Raw genomic sequence first — 21,898 nt, 5'->3', positions numbered from 1 at the left:
GACAAGCGGGCACGCGGTCGGCGGTCGGGCGGGCACGTTGGGGCGGGGCCGATTGTCCGTGCGGCGACGTACGCTGGACCACCCCGGCCCGTTCGACGTGTCGGGCGATTCGCGTTGTCCGAAGTGATCATCCGGGACGGAAAGCCTTCATGAGCCTGCACGGTCTGCTCGACGTCGTCGTCAACGATCCCGCGCTCGCCGAAGCGATCAAGGCTGCCGCCGACGGTAACCGGCCGCGCCTCGACCTCGTCGGCCCGCCCGCCGCCCGCCCCTTCGCCGTCGCCGCGCTCGCCCGGTCCGCGGGCCGCCCCGTGCTGGCCGTCACCGCCACCGGCCGCGAGGCCGAGGACCTCGCCGCCGCCCTCCGCTCCCTGCTCCCCCCGGACGGTGTCGCGGAGTACCCGTCGTGGGAGACCCTGCCCCACGAGCGGCTCTCCCCCAGGTCCGACACCGTCGGCCGCCGGCTCGCCGTGCTGCGCCGCCTCGCGCACCCCAGTGCCGACGACCCCGCCGCAGGCCCGGTCAGCGTCGTCGTCGCCCCCATCCGCTCGGTGCTGCAGCCCCAGGTGAAGGGGCTCGGCGACCTGGAGCCGGTGTCCTTGAGGACCGGGCGGCAGGCCGATCTGGAAGAGGTGGTCGACCGGCTCGCCGCGGCCGCGTACTCCCGGGTCGAACTCGTCGAGAAGCGTGGTGAATTCGCCGTCCGCGGCGGCATCCTGGACGTCTTCCCGCCGACCGAGGAGCATCCGCTCCGCATCGAGTTCTGGGGCGACGACGTCGAGGAGATCCGCTACTTCAAGGTCGCCGACCAGCGGTCCCTGGAAGTCGCCGAGCACGGCCTGTGGGCGCCGCCCTGTCGCGAGCTGCTGCTGACCGACGACGTACGGCAGCGGGCCGCCGCCCTCGCCGAGCAGCATCCGCAGCTCGGCGAGCTGCTCGGCAAGATCGCCGAGGGAATCGCGGTCGAGGGCATGGAGTCCCTCGCTCCGGTCCTGGTCGACGAGATGGAGCTGCTGCTCGACGTCCTCCCGGCGGGCAGCATGGCGGTGGTCTGCGATCCGGAGCGGGTCCGCACCCGAGCCGCCGATCTCGTCGCGACCAGCCAGGAGTTCCTGCAGGCCTCGTGGGCGGCCGGCGCCGGGGGAGGAGCGGCGCCCATCGACGTGGGCGCCGCGTCCCTGTGGGGCATCGCGGACGTACGGGACCGGGCCCGCGAGCTCGGCATGTCGTGGTGGTCGGTGAGCCCCTTCGCGGCAGCGGCGACATCGGCCGACGCCTCGCCGGAGGAGCTGGGCGAGGACACCCTGCGGCTGGGCATGCAGGCTCCGGAGAGCTACCGCGGCGACACCGCCAGGGCGCTCGCCGACACCAAGGGCTGGATCGCCGACGGCTGGCGGACCGTCTTCGTCACCGAGGGGCACGGTCCCGCCGCCCGTACCGTCGAAGTCCTCGGCGGCGAGGGCATCCCGGCGCGGCTCGCCGCGTCCGACGGACACCGGGGCGACCTGGCCGAGATCTCCCCGTCCATCGTCCATGTGGCCTGCGGCTCCATCGACTACGGCTTCGTCGACCCGGCGCTGGAGATCGCCGTCCTCACCGAGACCGATCTCTCCGGCCAGAAGGCCGCGGGCAAGGACGCGGCCCGGATGCCCGCCCGGCGCCGCAAGACCATCGACCCGCTGACCCTGCAGGCGGGCGACTACATCGTGCACGAGCAGCACGGCGTCGGCCGCTACCTGGAGATGGTGCAGCGCACGGTCCAGGGTGCGACCCGGGAGTACCTGCTCGTGGAGTACGCCCCGGCCAAGCGCGGCCAGCCCGGTGACCGGCTCTACATCCCCACCGACCAGCTGGAGCAGGTCACCAAGTACGTGGGCGGCGAGGCCCCCACGCTGCACCGGCTCGGGGGCGCCGACTGGACCAAGACCAAGCAGCGCGCGAAGAAGGCGGTCAAGGAGATCGCCGCCGATCTGATCAAGCTCTACTCGGCGCGGATGGCCGCTCCCGGCCACGCCTTCGGCCCTGACACCCCGTGGCAGCGGGAGTTGGAGGACGCCTTCCCGTACGTGGAGACGCCCGACCAGCTCACCACGATCGCCGAGGTCAAGGAGGACATGCAGAAGTCCGTCCCGATGGACCGGCTGATCTGCGGCGACGTCGGATACGGCAAGACCGAGATCGCGGTCCGGGCGGCCTTCAAGGCGGTCCAGGACGGCAAGCAGGTCGCCGTGCTCGTCCCGACCACGCTGCTCGTCCAGCAGCACTTCGGCACCTTCTCCGAGCGCTACGGTCAGTTCCCCGTCGTCGTGAAGGCCCTCTCGCGTTTCCAGTCCGACACCGCGGCGGCGGCGGTCGTCGAGGGGCTGCGCGACGGCTCGGTCGACATCGTGATCGGCACGCACCGCCTGTTCTCCGGCCAGACGACGTTCAAGGATCTGGGGCTGGTCATCGTCGACGAGGAGCAGCGCTTCGGCGTCGAGCACAAGGAGCAGCTGAAGAAGCTGCGGGCCGACGTGGACGTGCTCACCATGTCCGCGACGCCGATCCCACGCACCCTCGAAATGGCGGTCACCGGCATCCGCGAGATGTCCACCATCACCACTCCGCCGGAGGAGCGGCACCCGGTGCTGACCTTCGTCGGCCCGTACGAGGAGAAGCAGATCGGCGCGGCCATCCGCCGCGAACTGCTCCGCGAGGGCCAGGTCTTCTACATTCACAACCGGGTCGACTCGATCGACCGGGCAGCCGCCCGGCTGCGCGCGATCGTGCCGGAGGCCCGGATCGCGACCGCTCACGGCCAGATGTCCGAGTCCCTCCTCGAGCAGGTCGTGGTCGACTTCTGGGAGAAGGAGTACGACGTCCTGGTCTCGACGACGATCGTGGAGTCCGGTATCGACATCTCCAACGCCAACACCCTGATCGTCGAGCGCGGCGACAACTTCGGCCTCTCCCAGCTGCACCAGCTGCGCGGCCGGGTGGGCCGGGGCCGCGAGCGCGGGTACGCGTACTTCCTCTACCCGCCGGAGAAGCCGCTCACCGAGACCGCGCACGAGCGGCTGGCCACCATCGCCCAGCACACCGAGATGGGCGCCGGCATGTATGTCGCGATGAAGGACCTGGAGATCCGCGGGGCCGGCAATCTGCTCGGCGGCGAGCAGTCCGGCCACATCGCGGGCGTCGGCTTCGACTTGTACGTACGGATGGTGGGCGAGGCCGTCGCCGACTACCGCGCCTCGCTGGAGGGCGGAGTGCAGGAGGAGCCGCCGCTCGAGGTCAAGATCGAGCTCCCGGTCGACGCGCACGTCCCGCACGACTACGCGCCGGGTGAGCGGCTGCGCCTTCAGGCGTACCGCGCGATCGCCGCCGCGAATTCGGAACAGGACGTCGCGGACGTACGGGAAGAGCTCACCGACCGGTACGGCAAGCTGCCCGAGCCGGTCGAGAACCTGCTCCTGGTCGCGGGCCTGCGCCTGCTGGCGCGCGCCTGCGGAGTCTCGGACATCACCCTCCAGGGCTCCAACGTCCGCTTCTCCCCGGTGGAGTTGCGCGAGTCGCAGGAACTGCGGCTGCGACGGCTCCATCCGCGCGCGATCCTCAAGCCCGCCACCCGCCAGGTCCTGGTCCCGCGGCCGGCCACGGCCCGTATCGGCGGCAAGCCCCTGGTCGGCCGGGAACTGCTGTCCTGGACGGGCGAGTTCCTGACGACGATCCTCGACTCGTGATCACGGTCCGCTTCGCCCGGGTCGCCGTGACGTACGACCTGCCGGCCACGGCCGCGGACCAGCGGATGATGCTCGCCGGTGCGGGGGCTGGAGCACGTGGACGCGGGTGGGCGCCGGCTCCGCTTCCCGCGGCTCGGCCCGCCCGCGCCCGCGCCCCTCGGCCGCGCATCGAAGTGCGGTGCGAATCGTTGCTCGAATCAGTGGCCACCGCCACGCGGACTGCATACGATCGATCATCGCCAGGCCGCCGACCAACCCCGATCCGCAGGGAGGCTTGATGCTGCATCCCCGTGGGGGGCGACCCCCATACGTCCGGATGAGCCGCAGGACCGCGCTCTCCGTATCCGCCGCCGCGCTGCTCGCCGCGTCCCCGCTGCTCACCGCCTGCGGAGACTCGGCGCACCCCGGCGCGGCCGCCGTGCTCGACGGCCACCGGATCACCGTCGGACAGCTCCAGGCGCAGGTGGAGGACGTGCGTACGGCGCAGCGCAACTCCCCGCAGTCAGCACAGCTCATTCAGGACACCGGCCAGCTCAGCCGGGCCACCCTAAACGGCATGATCTTCGACCGGGTGCTCGAGCGCGCCGCCCGGGACGCCGGCGTCGAGGTCACGCCCCGCGAGGTCCAGAAGGCGCAGAGCGTCGCCGAGGCGAGCACGGGTGGCGCCGACCGGCTGCGCGCCCTGTGGCTCCAGCAGTACGGCATCGGGCCCGGCCAGGTGGAGGACACGATCCGCAACCAGGTCGCCATGGACAAGCTGGCGGTGTCCCTGCGCGTGGACCGGAGCAGCCCCCAGGGCCAGGAGAAGATCGTGCGGGCGCTGAGCGAGGCCTCTGCCTCGATGAGCATCGACGTCAACCCCCGCTTCGGCACCTGGGACGACAAGAAGGTGCTGCTCGACAACGTCAAGGAACCCTGGCTGCGCGCCGCCCCCGCGCCTGATCAGCAGGTGCCCAGGTAGCGCAGCGGGCAGCTGCCGCCCGGCGCCCTCCCCTGGTGGGTTACGTTCGACCCGTGAACGCGAGTGACGCCCCCGGCCGCATCGTCCTGCTCACCACCAGCCACCGGGTGGCCCCCGGCGTGCTCTCCTGGCCCGCCTGGCGGGCGCTGCGCGGCGCCGACCGGGTGCTGTGCGCCGACGCGGACCATCCGCAGCTGCCGTATCTGCGCGAGGCGGGCGTCGAGGTCGAGCAGGCCGCGCCGACGGCCCGGGAGCTGGTCGAGTACTGCACCGGCGGCGACCTCGAGGCGGCCGGAGGCGCCGGCGGAGGCCGTACGGTCGTCGTCATCACCTCCGGCGAGGGAGACCGGGAGCTGACCGACGGGCTCGCCCGGCTGGCGGGGTCGGGCCGGACGCGGATGCCCGAGCTGGAGCTGCTGCCCGGCTCGTATGACCTTCCGGGTGCGCGCCTCCTGGACCTGGTCCAGGTCATGGACACGATCCGCACCGAGTGCCCGTGGAGCGGGACCCAGACCCACGAAGGGCTGGCGAAGTACGGGATCGAGGAGGCGTACGAGCTCGTCGAGGCGATCGAGGCGGGGGACCGGGACGAGCTCAGGGAGGAGCTGGGCGACGTTCTGCTCCAAGTCGTCTTCCACGCGCGGATCGCCCAGGAGGACCCGGAGGAGCCGTTCTCCATCGACGATGTGGCGGGCACGATCGTGGAGAAGCTCATCCACCGGCATCCGCACGTCTTCGGCGAGGAGTCCGCCGAGACGTCGGAGGACGTCAAGGCGCACTGGCTGCGGACGAAGGCGGCCGAGAAGCGGCGCGAGTCGGTGACGGACGGCATCCCGCTGGGCCAGCCCGCGCTGGCGCTCGCCGCGAAGCTGGCCTCACGGGTGCGGACGGCGGGGCTGGACGTGCCGCGGCCGGACTCGGCGGCAGGGGGACAGCTGGGCGAGCAGCTGCTCGCCCTGGCCATCCTGGCCGAGCGGCAAGGGACCGACCCGGAGGCGGCGCTGCGGGCGGCGGCACGCGCGTACCGGGATGCCATCCGGTTGGCCGAACGCCCCGACTGAGTGTCCCCGAGCGGGGTACTCGTCGCGCATGCAGCAGCTGATCATGGAATTGGCCGTACGGCGGGACTATCTGGTCGGTCTCGGTCCCCTGGCCGTCGGCATCGTCGTGGTGCTTCTGCTGGCGGGTGGGGTGGTCCTGAGCTGGCGGATCCGCGACAAGGAGCCCGAGCCGCCGCAGGAGCCGCAGCCGCGTGGCGGCGCGTGGGAGACGCACGAGGAGTACGAGGAGGGCAGCGCGCCCGAGGATCACGGTCCTGGCCATCAGGACCTCGCCCGCCCGCGCACGGACGTGGAAGAGCGCCGCAGGCCGCACGATGTCCCGCACAATGGCATCCGGCACATGCCGTACGAGTTCGACAACACCCCCACGGAGTCGGCGGGGGAGTGGGAAGAGAAGGATCGCCGGAAGTGGGACCACGGCGGTAGCGGCCACGGCACGGGCTGACCACGCGCTCCGCGCGCGGCCGTCCGGCCCGCTGGGGGGCCAGCCTTCGTGAGCCGCTGCCCCTTCCCCAGCTACCGCTGGTTGGTACCCCCAGGGAGGGGCCCCACCTTCGGAAGCGGCGCCGGCGAGGCTCCGACTGCGGCCGGAACCGGCCTGCCCGTAGCGGCCGCTGGGGCCCTTCGCGTGCGAAGCCAGTGCTTGTTGCGCAGGCTCGCGCCTCGTCGCACGGGCGAAACGAGCGTGTCGGCACGGCTCGATGCCGCTGCCGGAGCTGCTGCCCTGCCGGGGGGACACTCACCGTGCCCCGTGGTGGAGCCGGTGCCGCCGGGCTGGGGCCGTGCGCTGCGAGGGGGCGCGCCCAGGCGGCGTGCCGAGGAGCCGCCGTACCGTGGGCCGAGCGGCCGCTTCGCCGGCGGCGCGACCGGGCCCCCGTCGCGGAGTGGCCGGCTACGGCGGAGCTGGTGCCGGCAGGCGAGCGGGGGGCGACGCGGATCGCGGACCGGGTCGTCGCGAGGATCGCTTCTCAGGCGACTTGGGAGGCGCTGCGGACGGCGCCGAGCGCCGCCCAAAGGCGAGCCCGAGCATGGCATCCCGCTGCTGGCGGGGTCCCGGGCCGCCACGCGACCGGCCCCCCGTCGCGGAGTGGCCGCCGCGGCGAGCGGAGTGTCACAGATGCGGAGCGTTGACGGCGTATCAGTGGGGTCGGGAGACTGCGGCGCATGGCGATCATCCGGAAACGCGGACAGGGCGTGCTCAAGGCCGTGGCGGCAGCCGGTGCCCGGCTGGGGCGGCCGGACGGGCACGGCCGTGGCGCGCTTGCCGGGTACGGGGCACTGGCCGTGGCCGATCTCATGGCCGTGGCGCGCAGTCCGCGGGGCCCTCGCCGGGCGGCGAAGCCGCTGCTGATGCCGGTACTCGCCGCGCATGTTCTGCGCCGCCGTCCCGACACCTCCGCGCCCGTCCCGAAGCCGTTGGTCGCCGGGCTCGCCTTCGCCGCCGCCGGGGACACCGCCCTGCTCTTCGACGAGCACGAGCCCGCCTTCCTTCTCGGCATGGCGGCCTTTCTGGGCACCCAGGTCAGCTACACCGCCGGTCTGGCCCGGCTCGGTGCCCTCCGCGGCATCGCGCGCAACCCATGGCCCGCCGTCGGCTGCCTCGGAGGCTGGGCCGTGGTCAACGCCCTGCTCGCGCCGACGCTGGACCGGCAACTGCGCCTGCCCGTCGCCGGATACAGCCTCGCGCTGGCGCTGATGGGTGCCACGGCCCTCGGCGTCGGTGGCAAGGTGGCCGCGGGTGCCACGGCCTTCCTCGCCTCGGATCTGTTGATCGGACTCCAGGCGGCGGGCCGGGAGTTGCCTTCCCGGGAGGCGCACGAGGTCCTGATCATGGCGGGATACCTCTTCGCCCAGTACCTCATCACGTCCGGCTGGCTGGAGCATTTCGAGAACGGGCAGTCCGCCGCTTAGGCCACGTAAGGCCACCGCGCCACCAGGGCTGCCAGGCCTTCGCCGAGCCGTCCGCGAGGCTGCCCTTCGTTGCGTCGGCAAGAAACTGTGCCCCCTGTCCGCAGCTGCGGACAGGGGGCACGATGCGGGCCGTCGGGCTCAGTGGAGATCAGCCGACGGGGCCCACGTTCTCCAGGTGATTCGGCTTGTGCGGCTTGCGGCAGAAGGGCGGAATCCCGTCGAGGTTCTTGATGTATCGGGCGGAGGCCCAGGCCCACGAGCCGTCGGCGAGGCGGTACCAGCGCGGGTTGCCGTCGATCACCTGGCTGTTGACCTTGCACTTGATCTTCACGATCGCTCCGTGCTTCAGGACCCGGATGACACGGGCATGGGTGTTGGGGGCGGAGCGGACGTTCAGGCCCTTCTTGGCCAGGACCTTCCCGTGGAAGATCCGCTTCTTGCCGCCACCGGTGGGCTCGGGGTCGTCGGTGGCGATCGCCGGAGCGGCTGCGGTCATGGTGGCGAGGACGCCGGTCGCGGCACAGAAGGCGAACTTGCTGAGCTTCGACTGCAGGTGCATCTGTGTTCCTTCCGGGAAGGGGATCCCAGCGCGGGATATGAGGGGCCGGTGTCGGTCGACGGTGGCAATGGAGGCATCGCCCCGGCGTGGGGCGCCATCCGGGCCTCACCGGCGGCGAGTTGGGCAACCCTGAATGGGACTAACCCACACAAATGACGCTAAGCTGGCAGCAGGGAGTGCGCAACTCGTTACGCTGGGTTATCCCTCCGCTCTGGTGCGACAGCGTGGTGATACAGGTGCGCAGCGGTCCAACCTCCGAACCTGTCCGTCGGGCGCCGCCGGATACGGTCGAGATGTGCACGATTACAGCGCCGAGGTTCCGCAGTCCTCCCCGTCCGTCCAGGCGCCCGAGCTCTTCACATGGGCGTTCGCCGCCGACCCCTACCCCGCGTACGCCTGGCTGCGCGAGCACTCCCCGGTGCACTGGGCCGCACTGCCCAGCGGCGTGAACGCCTGGCTGGTCACCCGGTACGCGGATGCGCGCCAGGCCCTCGCCGACCCCCGGCTGTCGAAGAATCCGGCCCGGCACCGGGAGCGCACGGATGACGAGGAGCGGGCGCGCCGGTCGGCGACGTCGAAGTCCGCCCATGCCAAAGGCAAGGTGGGGATACCCGGCGAGCGCAGTGCCGAGCTCATGACGCATCTGCTGAACATCGACCCGCCGGACCACACCAGGCTGCGCCGCCTGGTCTCGAAGGCCTTCACGCCGCGCCGGGTGGCGGAGTTCGCCCCGCGGGTGCAGGAGTTGGCCGATCGGCTGATCGACTCCTTCGCGAACAGGGGAGAAGCCGACCTCATTCATGAGTACGCCTTCCCTCTGCCGATCTATGCCATCTGCGACATGCTGGGCGTACCGGCCGAGGATCAGGACGACTTCCGCGACTGGGCGGGCATGATGCTGCGCCATGGCGGCGGCCCGCGCGGCGGAGTCGCCCGCTCGGTCAAGAAGATGCGCGGCTATCTCGCCGACCTGAGCCACCGCAAGCGCGCGGACCTGGGCGACGACCTCATCTCCGGGCTGATCCGCGCCGGCGACCACGGCGAGCACCTCACCGAGGGCGAGGCCGCCGCGATGGCTTTCATCCTGCTGTTCGCCGGTTTCGAGACCACGGTCAATCTCATCGGGAACGGGACGTACGCGCTGCTGCGGAACCCGGACCAGCGGGCGCGGCTGCAACAGGCCCTGGACGCCGGGGACACGACGCTGCTCGCGACCGGCGTGGAGGAACTGCTGCGCTACGACGGCCCCGTGGAGCTGGCCACGTGGCGGTTCGCCACCGAGCCCATGACGCTCGGCGGCCGGCGGATCGCCACCGGCGACCCCGTACTCGTCGTGCTCGCCGCGGCCGACCGCGATCCCGAGCGCTTCCGTGACCCCGACACCCTCGACCTCTCCCGGAACGACAACCCGCATCTCGGTTACGGCCACGGAATTCACTACTGCCTGGGCGCACCGCTCGCCCGCCTGGAAGGACAGGCCGCGCTCGGCACGCTGCTGCGCCGCCTGCCGGATATGCGACTTGCGGTGGAACCGGCCGATTTGCGATGGCGGGGCGGGCTCATCATGCGTGGATTGCGCACACTTCCGGTGGAGTTCACCCCGCGCCAGAAGTGACGCACTTTCAACTGTGTGACCTTTGCGTGATCTCCACTACATCGACTTGTGATCACCGTGGGCCGCCGCTACGTTCAACTCCCGTCACACCCCCCGCACGTCGCACGAAAGGCCCCATCATGCGCACCGGGAACGGTCGACACCGACGCCCGCGTCAGGCTCCTGCCATCTTCGTCACGGCAGGGGTGACCGGCTCCGCCATCGCCATGCCGCTGTTCGCGGCGACGGGTGCTCAGGCCGCGGACGAAGGCACGTGGGACCGGGTCGCGCAGTGCGAGAGCGGCGGCATGTGGAGCGCCGACACCGGCAACGGCTTCTACGGCGGGCTGCAGTTCACCCAGCAGACCTGGGAGGACTTCGGTGGCCGGGACTACGCGCCGCGCGCCGACCTCGCCAGCCGTTCGCAGCAGATAGCCGTCGCCGAGAAGGTGCTGGCCGCGCAGGGTCCCATGGCGTGGCCCAGCTGTGCGACGAACGCGGGCCTGCAGGAGGCCGTGGAGGGCGGCACGTCGATCCCTGACCCGACATTGCCGGGGGTTCCGGATGCGTCCGGCTCCCCCCAGAGTGGCGACCTTCCCGACCCGTCGGACCCCACCGGCTCCGCGCCTTCCCCGGGCGCGCCGGCCGAGAGCGGGGCAGGCGCACCTGATGCCGGAGCGGGCGGGTCCGCTCCGAGCACCGAGCCTGAGGGGGCGAACGGAGACGGTTCGCAGGCGGGCTCTCCCGGCGGGTCCACCCAGCCGCCTACGGGCACGGGCAGGCACCGTGGCCAGCCGGCGGAGGAGGGTGCGGGCGCCGACGAGGGCGAGGGGCGCGACGGCGACGATGCCTCCCGTGACGACCGCGCGGACCGTACCGGGCGGCCCGGAGCCGAGCGCTACACCGTACGGCCGGGGGACAGCCTGTCCGCGATCGCCGACGAGCACTCCGTCCCGGGCGGCTGGCCTGCGCTCTACGAGGCCAACCAGGGGGCCATCGGCGCCGATCCGGATCTGATCCTCCCTGGTCAGCGGCTCGATCTGACCGGCTCCCGAGGGTAGTTGCGGCAGGTTTTGCCCGATTCAGGGCGAGTGAGAGATCTATCTCATCCGTCCGGTCGATACGGCCGGGCCATCGCGCGCCTCCGTACCCGTCCCCACCTGCGGCGATCAGAGTGTTGACAGTGCACGGCGAGGGGTCTTGTCGTGGCATGTCCGGCTTTGAGCTGTCGGCGCTTGTGCTTACCGTCGTACCGGCTCGCCACAGCGGGCCCCGCCGACCATCACGCCGCATCCTGCCGGTGGCCGGAGGGACAGTCGACGCGCAAGCGCCGGAGGCAGGAACGGGGGACTCAAGGCAAGCGCCGGACGCGCCTGCCCGGCAGCGAGCGGCTGACGGGCCGGAAGCGAAGTCGGTGCGGTAGCACCGGGCCGGGCAGCCACTGGGCGCCCGAATCCGGCAGTGCACCTCGTAGGCGTCGGTGAGGAGATCTTCCATGCTGTTTTCCGGCACCAAGGGCAGGCACCGCCGCGAGACCAAGACCGCCCGAATCGCCTCCCTCGCCTCTCTCGCCGGTGCCGCCGTGCCGATGATGGGCCCCGGCTCGGCCCAGGCCGCCTCCGACGACACCGCGGAGAACGCCGGCCAGGGCACCGGCACCCTCGTCGAGATCGCCGACGCCGAAGGTGTCGGAAACGACGGGCGGGAGCGCCACGACCGTGCCCAGGACACCCTGGACGAGGCGACGTCCTCGAGCCTGGTCGGCAGCCCCACCTGAGCCGATCTCCGGCGCGCAGGCGGCGGCACGGCAGCCACAGCAGCCCGGGCGGGAGCGTTGGGGCAGCCCAGGCCCGGTCCGGCTCCCTAGGGAGCGGGCGCCCGGGGAGCCCTCGACGCGCCCGCCCGGGCAGGGGGCACTCCCCCAGCTACCGCTGGGGGTACCCCCACCCAGCGTTAGCTGGGGGCCGTTCACCAGGCCTTCGGCGGCTTTTTGTCTCGGCGGGCGGGCGCCGGGGCGGGCCGATGCCCGCGGTCCGGTTAGGCTCATGGCGCAGCGCCACCCCGACACTGCGTTCCAGCGTCATATCCAGAAGGAGATGCTCGTGCCGTCCATCGACGTCGTCGTAGCCCGGGAAATCCTCGACTCGCGAGGCAACCCCACGGTCGAGGTCGAGGTCGGCCTCGACGACGGCAGCACCGGCCGTGCTGCCGTTCCCTCCGGTGCGTCCACCGGTGCGTTCGAGGCCCTCGAGCTCCGCGACGGTGACAAGGGCCGCTACGGCGGCAAGGGGGTGGAGAAGGCCGTACTCGCCGTCATCGAGCAGATCGGCCCGGAGCTCGTCGGTTACGACGCCACCGAGCAGCGGCTGATCGACCAGGCGATGTTCGACCTGGACGCCACCCCGGACAAGTCCTCGCTCGGCGCCAACGCCATCCTCGGCGTCTCGCTCGCCGTGGCGCACGCCGCCTCCGAGGCCTCGGATCTGCCGCTCTTCCGCTACCTGGGCGGCCCCAACGCCCATCTGCTGCCGGTCCCGATGATGAACATCCTGAACGGCGGATCGCACGCCGACTCCAACGTGGACATCCAGGAGTTCATGATCGCGCCGATCGGTGCGGAGTCCTTCTCCGAGGCTCTGCGCTGGGGGGCCGAGGTCTACCACACCCTGAAGTCCGTGCTGAAGGAGCGGGGCCTGTCCACCGGCCTCGGTGACGAGGGCGGCTTCGCCCCGAACCTGGACTCCAACCGCGAGGCCCTCGACCTCATCGTCGAGGCCATCAAGAAGGCCGGTTACCAGCCGGGTCAGGACATCGCGCTCGCGCTCGACGTCGCCGCCACCGAGTTCTACAAGGACGGCGCCTACGAGTTCGAGGGCAAGAGCCGCAGCGCCGCCGAGATGACCGCGTACTACGCCGAGCTGGTCGAGGCCTACCCGCTGGTCTCCATCGAGGACCCGCTGAACGAGGAGGACTGGGACGGCTGGAAGACCATCACCGAGCAGCTCGGCGACAAGGTCCAGCTGGTCGGCGACGACCTCTTCGTCACCAACCCCGAGCGCCTGCAGCGCGGCATCGACGACAACACCGCCAACGCCCTGCTGGTCAAGGTCAACCAGATCGGCTCCCTGACCGAGACCCTCGACGCCGTCGAGCTGGCCCAGCGCAACGGCTTCAAGTGCATGATGTCCCACCGCTCGGGCGAGACCGAGGACGTCACCATCGCCGACCTGGCCGTCGCCACCAACTGCGGCCAGATCAAGACCGGCGCCCCGGCCCGCTCCGAGCGGGTCGCCAAGTACAACCAGCTGCTGCGCATCGAGGAGATCCTCGACGACGCGGCGGTGTACGCGGGGCGCTCCGCGTTCCCCCGGTTCCGCTCCGAGTGAGCACAGCCGCAATGCGGACCCGTCACGGCGGCGAGGGCTGAGCCGGCTCCTCAGCCCGTCGTCCGTACGTCCCCGGCCGCGGTCCCGTACCGTGTCCGGGGACGTATGTGCGCAGAGCAGGCAGAGCAAGGGGAGGCGACGTGGCCGCGCGAGATCGGGACCGGAGCCTCTCCCCCTGGGGTTCCCCATGCCGCAGGCCAGGGGCCTACCGCCGGGGGGACCCCCACGGTGACGGCAGGGGAAGGTTCTCCACCGCGACCCGGCTCAGAGCGCTGGGCGAGCAGGCGGCCGCCCGGGTGTACCGGGCCCAGGCCCGAAGGGTCCCGCGCCGCAGCAGGCTCACCGGCCGCGCCGCGCTGCTCGCGCTCGTCGTCTGCTCGCTCGTCGTCGCCCTCGCCTACCCCATGCGCCAGTGGGTCTCACAACGTTCCCAGATCGCCGAGCAGCAGCGTCAGGCCGAGCAAGCGCGCAGGGCGGTCGAGAAGCTGCGCGACGAAAGGGCCCGCTGGCAGGACCCTGCGTACGTCGAGCGGCAGGCGCGCGAGCATCTGCACTACGTCCGCCCGGGCGAGGTGGCGTACACCGTGGTGGACGGCACCGGCTACGACGACAGCCCCCCGAAGGACGAGGGCGAGGCTGACCGCCCCTGGTACACCGACCTGTGGGAAGGCCTCGACAGCGTCGACGCCCGCACCTGAGCACACCACCCGGGTACGCGACCGGCCGCTCCGCCGTCCGGCGTGACCCGCCCTGTACCGCCGACCACCGTCCGACTCCGAACCGACCGAGAAGAAGCGCTGTCCGGCATGGAAACCCCGCCCCCGCACACCGACCCCACCCCGCCGACGGAGACCGACGTCACCGCCGTCGGCGAGCAGCTCGGCCGCGTGCCGCGCGGCCTGCGCGCCATCGCGCACCGCTGCCCGTGCGGGCTGCCCGACGTCGTGGAGACCGCGCCGCGCCTGGCCGACGGTACGCCGTTCCCGACGCTCTACTACCTGACGTGCCCGCGGGCCGCCTCCGCCATCGGAACCCTGGAGGCCGACGGCGTGATGAAGGAGATGACGGCCCGGCTCCGCGAGAACCCGGAACTGGCCGCCGCGTACCGGGCAGCGCACGAGGACTACATCCGGCGCCGCGACGCGATCGAGGTCCTGGAGGGGTTCCCCAGCGCGGGCGGCATGCCGGACCGGGTGAAGTGCCTGCACGTCCTCGTCGGGCACTCCCTGGCCGCGGGCCCCGGGGTGAACCCGCTGGGCGACGAGGCCATCGCGATGCTCCCGGAGTGGTGGCGCAAGGGGCCCTGCGTGTCGCCGTGCGGCGTGCCGGACGGACCGGGTGGGCCGAACGGACCAGAAGGAGAAGCCCGATGACCCGCGTGGCCGCCGTCGACTGCGGTACGAATTCGATCCGCCTGCTCGTCGCCGATGTCACCCGGCCCGACCGCATGTCCGGCGCTGCGCGAACCGGCGACCTCAAAGAGCTCGATCGGCGGATGACGATCGTCCGGCTCGGCCAGGGCGTCGACCGTACGGGCCGGCTCGCGCCCGAGGCACTGGAGCGGACCTTCGCCGCCTGTCGCGAGTACGCCGAGGTGATCCGCGAACTGGGCGCCCGCACCGTTCGCTTCGTCGCCACCTCCGCCACCCGCGACGCCGAGAACCGCGAGGAGTTCGTCCGCGGCGTGGTCGACATCCTCGGCGTCGAGCCCGAGGTGATCAGCGGTGACCAGGAGGCGGAGTTCTCCTTCGTCGGCGCCACCAGGTCGCTGGCGGGGCGGGACGACATCGACCGGCCCTGTCTCGTCGTCGACATCGGTGGCGGGTCGACGGAGTTCGTGCTCGGCGACGAGCATGTGCGCGCCGCGCGCTCCGTCGACGTCGGCTGTGTGCGCCTGACGGAGCGTCATCTGATCCGGGACGGCCACGTCAGCGACCCCCCGACCCCCGAACAGGTCACCGCCATGAAGGCGGACATCTCCGCCGCCCTGGACCTCGCGGAGGAGACGGTCCCACTGGCCGAAGCGCGGACGCTCGTCGGGCTGGCCGGGTCCGTCACGACCGTCGCCGGCGTCGCACTCGGGCTCTCCGCCTACGACTCCTCCGCCATTCACCATGCGCGCATCTCGCTCGACCAGGTCCGGGAGATCACCGGCTCGCTGCTGACGTCGACTCACGCCGAGCGCGCCGCCATTCCCGTGATGCACCCCGGGCGGGTCGATGTGATCGGCGCGGGAGCCCTCGTGCTGTTGTCGATCATGGAGCGGGCAGGGGCCCGGGACGTGGTCGTCAGCGAGCACGACATCCTCGACGGCATCGCCTACCGAGCGGCAGAGGACACGCGTGCCTGAGCCCGGTCCATCGCACAGGGCCGGGTCCGACGAGTCGGCCGAAGAAACTTCGTGAAATCCTTCACATGAAAAAGTGGGCCATGAGCCGCACCGGAGGCCCGTAAAGCCCGGATAAACGGCCCGTCCGACCGCTCAATCGCAGGGACGGGCCCGTTTCGTGCGTGTTGCCGCTGTGCGTACAGGGCTTGTGGTCCACTCGTATGGACGGCCACAAGTCCAGTTCAGGGCCGTGCTCAACGAGCCGCTCTACACCGTGGTTCCCTCTCCCCGCTATGGCCTCGGTCACGGCGGCGGCGGAGTGTAGCAGAAGGAGCGAGGGTGCTTGTGAAGGGGCTCACGAGCACCCCCCTGGGGGGTGCTGGATACTCGAATCATGAGCACCACGGAGCGTCCCAGGATCCTCGTAGTGGGCGGTGGGTACGTAGGCCTGTACGCGGCGCGCCGCATCCTGAAGCGGATGCGGTACGGCGAGGCGACCGTCACGGTCGTCGATCCGCGCTCGTACATGACGTATCAGCCCTTCCTCCCCGAAGCTGCCGCCGGCAGCATCTCCCCTCGCCACGTCGTTGTCCCCCTGCGGCGCGTGCTCCCCAAGGCGGAGGTCCTCACCGGCCGCGTCTCCACCATCGACCAGGACCGCAAGGTCGCCACGATCGCGCCGCTCGTGGGCGAGTCGTACGAGCTCCCGTTCGACTACCTGGTCGTCGCCCTCGGTGCGGTCTCCCGCACCTTCCCCATACCCGGCCTGGCCGAGCAGGGCATCGGCATGAAGGGCGTCGAGGAGGCCATCGGCCTTCGTAACCACGTCCTGGAGCAGCTGGACAAGGCCGACTCGACGACCGATGAGAACGTCCGCCGCAGGGCCCTGACGTTCGTCTTCGTGGGCGGCGGCTTCGCCGGTGCGGAGACCATCGGCGAGGTCGAGGACATGGCGCGCGACGCCGCGAAGTACTACACGAACGTCAAGCGCCAGGACATGCGCTTCATCCTCGTCGACGTCGCCGACCGGATCCTCCCCGAAGTCGGGCCCGAGCTGGGCAAGTGGGGGGAGGAGCACCTCCGCAAGCGCGGCATCGAGATCTACCTCAACACGGCGATGGACTCCTGCGTCGGCGGTCATGTGGTGCTCGGGAACGGTCTCGAGGTCGACTCCAACACGATCGTGTGGACCGCGGGCGTCAAGCCGAACCCGGCGCTGGCTCAGTTCGGCCTGCCGCTCGGCCCGCGCGGCCACGTGGACGCCACCCCCAGCCTTCAGGTCAAGGGCACGGACTACATCTGGGCCGCGGGCGACAACGCCCAGATCCCGGACCTCGCCGCGGGCGAGGGCAAGTGGTGCCCGCCGAACGCCCAACACGCACTGCGCCAGGCCAAGGTGCTCGGCGACAACGTGATCTCCGCTCTGCGCGGCTTCCCGCAGCAGGACTACAAGCACGCCAACAAGGGCGCGGTCGCCGGTCTCGGCCTCCGCAAGGGCGTCGCGATGATCGTCATCGGGAAGGCGAAGATCAAGCTCAAGGGCCGGCTCGCGTGGTACATGCACCGCACGTACCACGGCCTGGCCGTGCCGACCTGGAACCGCAAGATCCGGGTCTTCGCCGACTGGACGCTGGCGCTGCTGCTCAAGCGCGAGGTCGTCTCGCTCAGTGCGATGCAGAGCCCCCGCGAGGAGTTCTCCGAGGCCGCCCGCCCGGTCGAGGCCCCTGCTGCACAGGGCCAGCCCGGCTTCCCGGCCGACAAGATCGACAGGTCGGAGAAGGCCAAGGCGAGCTGACCTGACGGTCCGCCACGCACAACTGATCCCGAAAGGGCGCCCGCCATCCGTGGTGCGGGCGCCCTTTCGGCGTCTCCGACGCCCACCACCCGGAATTGCCCGGCAGCCGGTTCGTGCCCACGCCTGCCAACCGGTGGCCGCAGTGGCGGGGACCGCCGGGGTCTTGCGCCGTTGCCGTCTGCGGGTCGGTGTGCCCACCCTCCCCCGGGGGCACCTCCCGGGCCGTTAGGCCCAGGGGGACTACCGCTGGGGGTGCCCCCAGCCTGGGGGCACCGCCCAGCGATAGCTGGGGGAGGAACGAATGCCCACACCCGTGGTTGGCGCTGGCGGCGCGGCCCCGACCCACCCATGGCGAGGGCGTACCCACCCGCGGCGGGTCGCTGGCGGCGCGGAGCCGCCTCCCCGGCGAGGGGGGTCTCTTTCGGGCGTTCCGGGGTTTTGGCCGCGTCTCGCTGCGTATGGATATTACGGGTTTTACCCTTCTCTTACCTGACAACTGGACTGCGACGCGAGTTCGTTGGGTTACGTAGGAGGGTCCTCCCATCGAATCCGCCGCCTTTCGGAGGTGTACGAAATGGCCGATGCCGCACGGCGGCTCACCGCTCTTGCCGAGGAACTCCTGGGAGCTCCGCTCCCGGTCCGTATCCGCGCCTGGGACGGCAGCGAGGCCGGCCCTCCCGGCGCCCCCGCCCTCGTCGTGCGCCACCGGCGTGCGCTGCGCCGCCTGCTGTGGCGGCCCGGCGAACTCGGTCTCGTCCGTGGCTGGGTCGCCGGCGATATCGAGGTCGACGGCGACCTCTACGAGGCGCTCGACCGCCTCGCGGGCGTGCTCTGGGAGCGCGCCCCCGGCTCCGCCGACGGCCCGGTGCGCAGTGCCCTCGGCCTGGCTGCCGCCCTCCGCGACCCCGATCTGCGGGCGGCCGTTCGCGAACTCGTCGCCCTCGCCGGGCCCGGCCTCCCACCGCCACCGCCCCGCGAGGAGGTGCGCCGGCGCCGCGGTGTACTCCACAGCCCGCGCCGCGACAAGGCCGCGATCAGTCACCACTACGACGTGGGCAACGACTTCTACGAGGCGGTGCTGGGCCCGTCCGTGGTCTACTCCTGCGCCTACTGGGACGAGGGCGCGACCCTCGAGGAGGCGCAGCGCGCCAAGCTCGACCTGATTTGCCGCAAACTCGCCCTGAAGCCGGAGGACCGGCTGCTGGACGTCGGCTGCGGCTGGGGCTCGATGGTTCTGCACGCCGCGCGCGAGTACGGTGTGCGGGCCGTGGGCGTGACCCTCTCCACCGAACAGGCCGCCTACGCCCGGAAGCGGATCGCCGACGCCGGTCTGACCGACAAGGTCGAGATCCGGGTCCAGGACTACCGCGACATCCCCGACGGCCCGTACGACGCGATCTCCTCGATCGGCATGGCGGAGCACGTCGGCTCCACCCGCTACCGGGAGTACGCCGAGATTCTGCGCACCCTGCTGAAACCGGGCGGCCGACTGCTCAACCACCAGATCGCCCGCCGCCCCCAGCGGGACGAGGAGAACTACCACGTCGACGCGTTCATCGACGCGTATGTCTTCCCGGACGGGGAGCTGTCCCCGGTCGGCAGCACGGTCTCGCTGCTGGAGGAGGCCGGGTTCGAGGTGCGGGACGTGGAGGCGATCCGTGAGCACTACGCGCTGACGCTCCGTCAGTGGGTGGCGAACCTCGAAGCGCACTGGGCCCAGGCCGTCCGCCTTACCTCGCCCGGCCGGGCCCGCGTCTGGAAGCTCTACATGGCGGCGTCCGCGCTTTCCTTCGAGCGCAACCGGATCGGCGTCAACCAGGTGCTGGCCGTCCGCACGCCGGATTCCGGCGCGGCCGGAATGCCTCTCCGCAGCAGGGACTGGCGATCCTGACGCCCGCCGACCGCCTGCCCGCGGCTTCGGTGTGCGGATTTCCCACCCGAATGGGCGGGAAGAGACCGCGCTGAAGCCGCGGGCGGGCCCGGCCTCCGCCAGAAGCCGAGGGCCGGGCCCGGTGCGTAGCCGCGCTACTCCGCCTTGATGGCCTCCAGAGCGTTCAGCCCGGCCGCCCGGCGGGCGGGCCACAGCGCGGCCAGCACCCCGACGACTCCGGCGAGTGCCAGGAAGACCGCGATCCGGTCGTACGGGACCGTCATCGCGTAGGTCGTGACCTGCTCGGATATGGACGCCCCCGCCGCCCAGGCGAGGAAGATCCCGAGACCGATGCCGAGCACCGCGCCGAACAGCGAGATCACGACCGACTCCAGACGGACCATCCGCTTGACCTTGGCTCGGTCGAGGCCGACCGCCCGCAACATGCCGATCTCGTGCTTCCGCTCGAAGACCGACATGGCCAGCGTGTTGACCACCCCGAGCACCGCGATCAGCACGGCCATCGCCAGCAGCCCGTACAGCATGTTCAGCATCAGATTGACGCCCTGGCCGAACTCGTCGCTGATGGCCTGCTTGTCCTGGATCTTGATGGCCGGGTTCCCGCCGAGGGCCTTGACTAGGGTGTCCTCGGCCGCGTCCGAGGCGCCGTCCTTCATCTTCACCAGCACCTCCTGGTCGTTGATCTCGTCGAGGTGCTTGTCGATCACCGACGTGGAGACGAAGACACCGTTCAGCACGTCGTTGGCCTCGTAGATACCGGAGACCGTCAGCGTGTCGGACCTGCCGTCGTCGAACGACGCCCGGAAGGTGTCGCCCGTCTTCAGCCCCTGCCGCTCGGCCGTCTTCGTGTCGATGAGCGCGCCCTTGGCGGCCAGGCCCTGGAACGAGCCGCTCCGGAAGTCCGGGCTGAGCAGCTTGCCGATGGCCTTGGGGTCGACGCCGGAGATGGGTTCGGGGCTGCCGTCGATCTCGCCGAAGCCGAGGCGTCGCGGGCTGCTCGCCTGGACCTCGGGCAGTGCCGCCAGCTTCTTGTGCACATCCGGCGACAGAGGCGCGAAGTTGGCCATGCCGACCGTGTAGTCCGCCTTGAGGGAGTCCACGGTCATCTTGTTGACGGTGTGGTGCATGGAGGTCGCCAGCACCGTCATGGCGGTGATCAGCGTGAGCCCGATCATCAGGGCGGAGGCGGTGGAGGCCGTACGGCGCGGGTTGCGGAGCGCGTTCAGCCGGGCCAGCTTGCCCGCGATGCCGAACCGGCTCAGCAGCGGAGCCGCCGCCGCGATGACCGGGCGGGACAGCAACGGGGTCAGGACGATGACGCCGATGAGCATGACCGCCGCGCCGCCCGCCAGGAGCGTGCCACCGTCCTTGCCCTGGGCGACTCCCAGGAAGAGCAGGGCCGCACCGACGGCGGTGATCAGCGATCCGATGGTGTTGCGCAGGACCAGGCTGCGGGTGGTCGGTGTGGCGTGGACGCTGTTCATCGCCGCGACCGGCGGGATCTTCGCGGCGCGGCGGCCCGGCAGCCAGGCGGCCAGCATGGTGACCACGACACCGACGACCAGCGCGTACCCCCCGGTCGTGGGAGTGATGACGAGGGGGCCGTCGGGCAGCGAGGCACCCGTCGAGTTGAGCAGGGAGCGCAGGCCCACGGCGATGCCGAGCCCCAGGAAGAAGCCGGCCACCGCGGCCACCAGGCCGACCAGGAACGCCTCGATGAGAACGGACCGCGTCACCTGGCGGCGGGAGGCGCCGACCGCGCGCAGCAGCGCGAGCTCCTTGGTGCGCTGGGAGACCAGCATGGTGAAGGTGTTGGCGATGATGAAGACACCGACGAAGAGGGAGATACCCGCGAAGTAGAGCAGTCCCTCGCTCATCGACCTGGTCTGCAAGGCGATGATCTCTTCCTGCTCGGCGGCGAGGACCTTGCCGGTGGTGGCCTCGGTGCCCTTCGGAAGGACCTTCTCGACCTCGGCCTTGAGGGTGGCCTCGGAGGTGCCGGCGTCGGCCTTGACGGTGATCTCGTCGTATTCAGCGGTCTTCGCGAGCACTTTGCGGGCCGTGGCGTTGTCGAACAGTACGAGGCTGCCGCCCGCGGCGACACTGCCGTCGTCGGTGTCGAAGACGCCGGAGATCGTCTGCCGCATCACCGGGCCGTCGGTGGACACTCGAGCGGTGTCGCCGACCCGGTAGCCGGTGCGCTCGGCTGTCCGGCTGTCCACGGCTATCTCGCGGGAGGACGTGGGCGCGCGACCGTCGGTGAAGCGGTAGCGGGCGTCCTTGCCGTCGGGGCCGGGGAAGTGGTTGCCGCCGGTGGTGCCCCAGCCTTGGCCGACGAGTTTGCCGTCCTTGTCGGCGAGGGCGGTGAAGCCGGAGACGACGCCGGTCGCGGACTCGGCGCTGGGCAGCGCCTGAACGGTCTTCAGCAGAGAGTCCGTGAGTTTCGGGTCCTGTTTCGGCTCCTGAGTGGAGCTGTCGCCGGAGGACGGGCCCGAGGAGTCCGTGGGGCGAATGGCGACGGAGACGCCCGCGAAGCTCTTGGCGGACTTGTTCTTGAAGGCGTCGCCGAGGGTGTCGGTGAAGACCAGGGTGCCGGAGACGAAGGCGACGCCGAGCATGACGGCGAGCACGGTCATCAGCAGTCTGGCCTTGTGCGCGAGTACGTTGCGTACGGCAGTTCGGAACATTC

At 71.3% G+C, this 21,898-nt stretch carries 16 protein-coding genes; 14 read left to right on the top strand and 2 right to left on the bottom strand.

Features of this window, described 5'->3' with window-relative positions; translation table 11 throughout:
• Positions 1-149 precede the first annotated feature (149 nt).
• From mfd to ACTWQI_RS24580, 5 genes are all read left to right on the top strand, one after another.
• Positions 150-3,722 carry a transcription-repair coupling factor gene (gene mfd / locus ACTWQI_RS24600; protein WP_443273794.1) on the top strand — a complete coding sequence of 1,191 codons (3,573 nt, stop codon included), beginning with the start codon at positions 150-152 and terminating at the stop codon, positions 3,720-3,722.
• A 316-nt stretch (positions 3,723-4,038) separates the two neighbouring features.
• On the top strand, positions 4,039-4,683 hold the full coding sequence (locus tag ACTWQI_RS24595; RefSeq protein ID WP_443273792.1) for a SurA N-terminal domain-containing protein: 645 nt from the start codon (positions 4,039-4,041) through the stop codon (positions 4,681-4,683).
• 35 nt (positions 4,684-4,718) lie between these two features.
• Positions 4,719-5,744, top strand: coding sequence for a nucleoside triphosphate pyrophosphohydrolase (locus ACTWQI_RS24590; RefSeq protein ID WP_443273790.1), 1,026 nt, complete (start codon positions 4,719-4,721; stop codon positions 5,742-5,744).
• 28 nt (positions 5,745-5,772) lie between these two features.
• Positions 5,773-6,189 carry a DUF6479 family protein gene (locus tag ACTWQI_RS24585; RefSeq protein WP_443273788.1) on the top strand — a complete coding sequence of 139 codons (417 nt, stop codon included), beginning with the start codon at positions 5,773-5,775 and terminating at the stop codon, positions 6,187-6,189.
• Between the two features lie 719 nt (positions 6,190-6,908).
• Positions 6,909-7,655: a lysoplasmalogenase gene (locus ACTWQI_RS24580; RefSeq protein ID WP_443273786.1), complete on the top strand. Its 747-nt coding sequence runs from the start codon at positions 6,909-6,911 to the stop codon at positions 7,653-7,655.
• Between the two features lie 148 nt (positions 7,656-7,803).
• On the opposite strand, the gene ACTWQI_RS24575 is transcribed toward ACTWQI_RS24580, so the two are convergent.
• Positions 7,804-8,214, bottom strand: a complete 411-nt coding sequence (locus ACTWQI_RS24575; protein ID WP_443273784.1) for an SH3 domain-containing protein — start codon at positions 8,212-8,214, stop codon at positions 7,804-7,806.
• A 295-nt stretch (positions 8,215-8,509) separates the two neighbouring features.
• Here ACTWQI_RS24575 and ACTWQI_RS24570 point away from each other — a divergent pair, with 295 nt between their 5' ends.
• The 9 genes from ACTWQI_RS24570 (at position 8,510) to ACTWQI_RS24530 (ending at position 19,209) form a co-directional block, all read left to right on the top strand.
• The gene (locus tag ACTWQI_RS24570; RefSeq protein ID WP_443273782.1) at positions 8,510-9,829 is read left to right on the top strand and encodes a cytochrome P450 family protein; all 1,320 of its coding nucleotides are present in this window, start codon (positions 8,510-8,512) and stop codon (positions 9,827-9,829) included.
• Between the two features lie 185 nt (positions 9,830-10,014).
• Positions 10,015-10,869 (top strand): transglycosylase family protein, encoded by an 855-nt coding sequence (locus tag ACTWQI_RS24565; RefSeq protein WP_443273780.1) that lies wholly within the window; start codon positions 10,015-10,017, stop codon positions 10,867-10,869.
• Positions 10,870-11,303: 434 nt separating this feature from the next.
• Positions 11,304-11,585, top strand: coding sequence for a hypothetical protein (locus tag ACTWQI_RS24560; protein WP_443273778.1), 282 nt, complete (start codon positions 11,304-11,306; stop codon positions 11,583-11,585).
• Between the two features lie 319 nt (positions 11,586-11,904).
• Positions 11,905-13,194, top strand: coding sequence for a phosphopyruvate hydratase (gene eno, locus ACTWQI_RS24555; RefSeq protein ID WP_443273838.1), 1,290 nt, complete (start codon positions 11,905-11,907; stop codon positions 13,192-13,194).
• 272 nt (positions 13,195-13,466) lie between these two features.
• Positions 13,467-13,892, top strand: a complete 426-nt coding sequence (locus tag ACTWQI_RS24550) for an FtsB family cell division protein (RefSeq protein ID WP_443273836.1) — start codon at positions 13,467-13,469, stop codon at positions 13,890-13,892.
• A 108-nt stretch (positions 13,893-14,000) separates the two neighbouring features.
• A complete protein-coding gene (locus tag ACTWQI_RS24545; RefSeq protein ID WP_443273777.1) occupies positions 14,001-14,567 on the top strand; it encodes a DUF501 domain-containing protein in 567 nt (188 codons plus the stop codon).
• Positions 14,564-15,544 carry a Ppx/GppA phosphatase family protein gene (locus ACTWQI_RS24540; RefSeq protein WP_443273775.1) on the top strand — a complete coding sequence of 327 codons (981 nt, stop codon included), beginning with the start codon at positions 14,564-14,566 and terminating at the stop codon, positions 15,542-15,544. Before ACTWQI_RS24545 ends, ACTWQI_RS24540 begins: the two co-directional genes overlap by 4 nt.
• A 373-nt stretch (positions 15,545-15,917) precedes the next feature.
• Positions 15,918-17,318: an NAD(P)/FAD-dependent oxidoreductase gene (locus tag ACTWQI_RS24535; protein WP_443273774.1), complete on the top strand. Its 1,401-nt coding sequence runs from the start codon at positions 15,918-15,920 to the stop codon at positions 17,316-17,318.
• 574 nt (positions 17,319-17,892) lie between these two features.
• Positions 17,893-19,209, top strand: coding sequence for a class I SAM-dependent methyltransferase (locus ACTWQI_RS24530; protein WP_443273773.1), 1,317 nt, complete (start codon positions 17,893-17,895; stop codon positions 19,207-19,209).
• A 134-nt stretch (positions 19,210-19,343) separates the two neighbouring features.
• On the opposite strand, the gene ACTWQI_RS24525 is transcribed toward ACTWQI_RS24530, so the two are convergent.
• Positions 19,344-21,896: an ABC transporter permease gene (locus ACTWQI_RS24525; RefSeq protein ID WP_443273771.1), complete on the bottom strand. Its 2,553-nt coding sequence runs from the start codon at positions 21,894-21,896 to the stop codon at positions 19,344-19,346.
• Positions 21,897-21,898: the final 2 nt, after the last annotated feature.

The sequence above is a fragment of the Streptomyces sp. KR80 genome (assembly GCF_052245555.1).
In the GTDB taxonomy this organism is placed as follows: domain Bacteria; phylum Actinomycetota; class Actinomycetes; order Streptomycetales; family Streptomycetaceae; genus Streptomyces.
Note: the sequence above shows the minus strand (reverse complement) of the source record. Positions and strands in the feature narration are given on the sequence as shown.

Excerpts from the sequence above, each read along its gene's own strand:
- mfd (WP_443273794.1), top strand. The coding sequence starts at position 150 with ATGAGCCTGCACGGTCTGCTCGACGTCGTCGTCAACGATCCCGCGCTC.
- ACTWQI_RS24595 (WP_443273792.1), top strand. The coding sequence starts at position 4,039 with ATGAGCCGCAGGACCGCGCTCTCCGTATCCGCCGCCGCGCTGCTCGCC.
- ACTWQI_RS24585 (WP_443273788.1), top strand. The coding sequence starts at position 5,773 with ATGCAGCAGCTGATCATGGAATTGGCCGTACGGCGGGACTATCTGGTC.
- ACTWQI_RS24580 (WP_443273786.1), top strand. The coding sequence starts at position 6,909 with ATGGCGATCATCCGGAAACGCGGACAGGGCGTGCTCAAGGCCGTGGCG.
- ACTWQI_RS24575 (WP_443273784.1), bottom strand. The coding sequence starts at position 8,214 with ATGCACCTGCAGTCGAAGCTCAGCAAGTTCGCCTTCTGTGCCGCGACC.
- ACTWQI_RS24560 (WP_443273778.1), top strand. The coding sequence starts at position 11,304 with ATGCTGTTTTCCGGCACCAAGGGCAGGCACCGCCGCGAGACCAAGACC.
- eno (WP_443273838.1), top strand. The coding sequence starts at position 11,905 with ATGCTCGTGCCGTCCATCGACGTCGTCGTAGCCCGGGAAATCCTCGAC.
- ACTWQI_RS24545 (WP_443273777.1), top strand. The coding sequence starts at position 14,001 with ATGGAAACCCCGCCCCCGCACACCGACCCCACCCCGCCGACGGAGACC.
- ACTWQI_RS24540 (WP_443273775.1), top strand. The coding sequence starts at position 14,564 with ATGACCCGCGTGGCCGCCGTCGACTGCGGTACGAATTCGATCCGCCTG.
- ACTWQI_RS24535 (WP_443273774.1), top strand. The coding sequence starts at position 15,918 with ATGAGCACCACGGAGCGTCCCAGGATCCTCGTAGTGGGCGGTGGGTAC.
- ACTWQI_RS24530 (WP_443273773.1), top strand. The coding sequence starts at position 17,893 with ATGGCCGATGCCGCACGGCGGCTCACCGCTCTTGCCGAGGAACTCCTG.
- ACTWQI_RS24525 (WP_443273771.1), bottom strand. The coding sequence starts at position 21,896 with ATGTTCCGAACTGCCGTACGCAACGTACTCGCGCACAAGGCCAGACTG.